General features: G+C 36.8%; 5 protein-coding genes. 1 reads left to right on the top strand and 4 read right to left on the bottom strand.

Annotation, left to right across the window (positions count from 1 at the left end; translation table 11 throughout):
* Positions 1 to 245: 245 nt before the first annotated feature.
* The gene (locus NTV63_05075) at positions 246 to 659 is read left to right on the top strand and encodes a hypothetical protein (protein MCX6710290.1); all 414 of its coding nucleotides are present in this window, start codon (positions 246 to 248) and stop codon (positions 657 to 659) included.
* An 11-nt stretch (positions 660 to 670) separates the two neighbouring features.
* Here NTV63_05075 and NTV63_05070 read toward each other — a convergent pair whose 3' ends face one another.
* From NTV63_05070 to NTV63_05055, 4 genes are all read right to left on the bottom strand, one after another.
* Positions 671 to 1,861, bottom strand: a complete 1,191-nt coding sequence (locus NTV63_05070) for a radical SAM protein (protein MCX6710289.1) — start codon at positions 1,859 to 1,861, stop codon at positions 671 to 673.
* A complete protein-coding gene (locus NTV63_05065) occupies positions 1,819 to 2,043 on the bottom strand; it encodes a hypothetical protein (GenBank protein MCX6710288.1) in 225 nt (74 codons plus the stop codon). The genes NTV63_05070 and NTV63_05065 overlap by 43 nt, the downstream gene beginning before the upstream one ends.
* Before the next feature lie 154 nt (positions 2,044 to 2,197).
* Positions 2,198 to 3,142: a glycosyltransferase gene (locus NTV63_05060; GenBank protein ID MCX6710287.1), complete on the bottom strand. Its 945-nt coding sequence runs from the start codon at positions 3,140 to 3,142 to the stop codon at positions 2,198 to 2,200.
* Positions 3,143 to 3,329: 187 nt separating this feature from the next.
* Positions 3,330 to 3,935, bottom strand: a 606-nt coding sequence (locus NTV63_05055) for a carbamoyltransferase (GenBank protein MCX6710286.1), incomplete at its 5' end; no start/stop codon positions are given.

The raw sequence follows: 3,935 nt of genomic DNA, 5'->3' as shown, positions 1-3,935 counted from the left end.
ATAATACCGCACCCATACCATCGGGGGCTTTGGCGGACAATTGACGGAAAGAATACTCCTGAAGAGAGGATGAGAAGGCTTAATCTTCTCCTTGATGAATTCCGCAGAAGAATCAGGATATCCTCAATAGTCAGGCAAAAATAAAGATTTAAATATGGAATTTCAAGTTCTTATGTTAAATGAACAGCCTGTTCTGGATAGAAAACAAAAAATGGGTAGTTGCTGTAACATTTATTCTGGTGCTTATGGCATTTCTTGAATTTGCAGGCAGCGTTTATGATTTAATTAGATACCCTTCATTAAAAGTGAATTCTGAGCCAATGCTGAACAGCTTTGAGAATCCGATTCAAAAAATTGAAACAAATAAAAATCCAGATAATACATCTTTTAAAACAGGGCATAGTTTTATGAATAGCCAGTCAGGAATATTTTCCCTTAAGATGGATTTTCGCTTTTCTGAAAATCAGGATAAAAATTTAAGCTATGTTTTGGCAAGATTTGAAGAGAATAAGAACATAAGCACATTCAAAAGCTATGTTAAAAGTAATAACAGGGAAAAAGTAGCAGATTGGGAGACAATAAACGGTTATTATCTGATTATCACAAATCAAAAAAGCTTACGCGGAACTGTTTATCTGGATAAAATATATTTCAGTTAAATTTGGCTTTCTTATTGTTTGTTTATATTTATTTTTAATATATGAACGAACTTATGGAAAATCTTCATCCGGATTTCCCTTTCTCTCGGCGTATTTAATCCAAGATACCAGCGCATGGTATCATAGCAGGAATCGTTTTTTATGGATATCCCAATCTTATCAATCTCTGTAAAAAGCCTTGACTCTAAAGGGATATGGCATACATTGGATATAATTTCAGATAAATATTTTCTTACCTTAAACATAAACCAAAGGGTTTTCATAAAATCCAGTCGTGTTTCACCAGGATATCCTATAAGCCAAGTGGAATTCACCCTAATTCCTGCCTCATGTATTGCCCGAATGGATTTTTCGGCAATTTGCAATGGCGATTTCCCCATTTTTCTTCTAATCTTTTCTGAACCGCTTTCAATTCCAATGTCCATATTAGTGCAGCCTGCCTGCTTTAACTTTTTAAGGAATGAAATGCTCATATCTTCCCTAGTGATTGCCATTCCTCCCCAGCCAACATTCAGCCCATTTGAGATTATGAGCTCAGAAAGCTCGTTTAGCATTTCCAAATCGCCGTTTAGCATCAAGTCATTGCAATTGAAATTTCTTGCATCATAGGATTTCATTTGCTGTTTCATTTCTGCGAAAATAGACTGCGCTTTCCTTGCCCGGTACTTCCCCCACAAGGCGCAGTCCCTGCAAAATGAGCATCTGTTCAGGCATCCCCTGCTGAACATTATCGGAAGAGTGGCCTTTTCCAAATAATTTTCCGGAGGAAAATCAGAAAAATCAGGAAAGGGAAGAGAGTCAATGTCAATTATTTTTTCCCTTTCGCCGCAGTAAATAAGCGCATCATCTTTCTTTATGAAAGCACCTCTTACATTTCCTATTTCAGAGCGTAGTCCAAGATTTCGCACTATTTCAGAAAGAGTTTCCTCGCCTTCTCCAAAAGTATATGCATCCGCATCCAGGCTCAAAATCTCTTTGTTCTTCTGGCTTAAAAGCAGAAATTCCCTTGAAAGATACGGCCCTCCATAAATAATCTTAATTTCAGGCATTAACTTTCTTAATGCCGAAGAAATCCTGTTTGCAACATCTATTGCCATAACATGCACGCTTATTCCCACAATTTCGCATTCGGTTTTTGCAACTTCACGGACAAATTCATCTATTCTTTTTTCAGAAATATCTTTTCGCTGTCCTTCTGCCAAAGTATTGAATTTTCAAATAACCACATCTTTCTCTCAATCTGGTTTTCATTGTAAAGGATAATATTGAGGTCAAATGATTTTACCTGATGCCCTTCATTCTTCAGCTTTGCTGAAAGGTATGGAATTCCAATAGGCGGCATTTTTACGCCGTACGGCGGAGGATTCACAAGCGCAATTTTCATTTAAACACCTTTATCAGCCAATAAAATCTCTAAAAACTGTTCTTTGCCACCCCACATTAGATTAAACTACTGATTAGTGGATTGTTTAAATAGTTTTATATACAAAAAGATATATAAGCGAAAAGGAAAATTTAGACTTATTATGGAAAAACGCTTATTTTTTATTTCTTTCCTTTCTTTCCCGGATATTTCCCGATAGGTATGAAAACCTGTGCACAAGAAGGATGAAAAATGTTGCAAGAGTGCCTTTCAATCCTGAAATCCCCATCCACTTTTTTATCCTTACTGTGAAGAGGAATGCAAATCTTGGCGCTTCCAGCACTTCCATAACGCAATACCACAAAAACCTGATGTTTCCCCCTGTCTCAAGCATCCTGATTTCAGGATGGTCTGGCTGCTTAAGTTTTGCAATATAGTTGCCCCTTCCATAATTGAAGCTCTGCCTTGCATAAGCCCTCAAATTTGGGGTGCAGTAATGGGTTACTATTGCATCAGGAGCATATAAAAGCTTCAGCCCTTTCTTAAAGCATCTCCAGGAAAATTCCAAATCCTCTCCTGCTGCAATCGGAAAATCCTCATCAAAGCATCCGGCTTTCTTAAAAACCTCTTTCCTGAATGCTGCATTACAGGTTGGGAAGAATATCGCCTCCCTTTTTCCGTTTACATTGTCAAAGAAGGCATTCTTGGTGAGCCCCTGCCCTACTTTTGCAATCAAATTTCCCTTTGGAGGAAGGGTTTCACCGCCGATTATCATTGCATCAGAATCATTTGAGAATGCAGAAAGAATCTTTTCAAGCCAGTCAGGATTTGGAATGCAGTCATCATCAGTAAATGCGATTATTGGAGATTTTGAATTAAGGATTGCAAGGTTCCTTGCTGCTGCAGGACCCTTGTTTTTCTGCCAGGAATATCTTATTGGAAAACCCGATTTTCTGCTGAACTCGCCTACAATCTCTTTTGTTGAATCATTTCCGCCGTCATCTACAATAATCAGCTCATATTCAGATTTGGGAAAATCCTGCTTTGTTATTGCCTCTAAAGCGGGCTTTATTGATTTTCCCCGGTTGTATGTTGGGATTGCAACAGTTATTTTTAGCATGGTTAATCTCCGGAAAAAGGAAAAACTTCAGGGAGTTTAAAAAGGTTGCTGTAATTAAAGATAAAAGAATAGCAGTTAGCATCTCTTATTTTTATTTTGTTTATTTTCTTTTTATTGCTTTCAATTGCAATATTTTAATTGCGAAAAGTATTGCATGATTAATTAAATGCCAATCAAAAGAATTAAGTTATGGGTATCTTACTAAATAGCTTCCAATGGCAAGATAATCCAGCCCCGCTTTTAAAAAAGTGCTTAATGCATCTTCTGGAGAGCATACAATCGGCTCTTCATGCATGTTAAAACTGGTGTTTATAATTGCAGGAATGCCTGAGATATTTCGGTATTGCTTCAGAATTTTGTAAAAAGAAGGATTGTTTTTCTCAGAAACTATCTGGGGCCTTGCGGTATTATCAACATGCACAACTGCAGGCGCTTTTTTTCTCATTAAATCTGTGCAATAAAATGTTATTGTCATGAATTCTGCAGAATATTCAGCACCTTTTAAATTTTTAAAACAATTATTAGCTTCTTCTTTGAGGACTGATGGAGCAAAAGGCATAAATTCTGTTCGCTTCAATCTCTTATTAAGCCAATTGTTTATTTTTTTGTCAGTTGCCTGGCATAAAATGCTTCTATTGCCAAGCGCCCTTGGCCCGTATTCCATCTTTCCGGCAAACCTTGCAACAATTTTCCCTTCAGAAAGGAGTTCAGCTATTTTAATTTCAATGTGTTTATAATATTTGAACTTAAGATTTTTTGCTTTTAAAAAATTTTTAATATAAGCGTCGGAATA

Source organism: Candidatus Woesearchaeota archaeon (assembly GCA_026394965.1).
GTDB lineage: Archaea > Nanobdellota > Nanobdellia > Woesearchaeales > 0-14-0-80-44-23 > JAPLZQ01.
Note: the sequence above shows the minus strand (reverse complement) of the source record. Positions and strands in the feature narration are given on the sequence as shown.

Coding starts and splice junctions, on each gene's coding strand:
- NTV63_05075 (MCX6710290.1), top strand. CDS start 246: ATGGCATTTCTTGAATTTGCAGGCAGCGTTTATGATTTAATTAGATAC.
- NTV63_05065 (MCX6710288.1), bottom strand. CDS start 2,043: ATGAAAATTGCGCTTGTGAATCCTCCGCCGTACGGCGTAAAAATGCCG.
- NTV63_05060 (MCX6710287.1), bottom strand. CDS start 3,142: ATGCTAAAAATAACTGTTGCAATCCCAACATACAACCGGGGAAAATCA.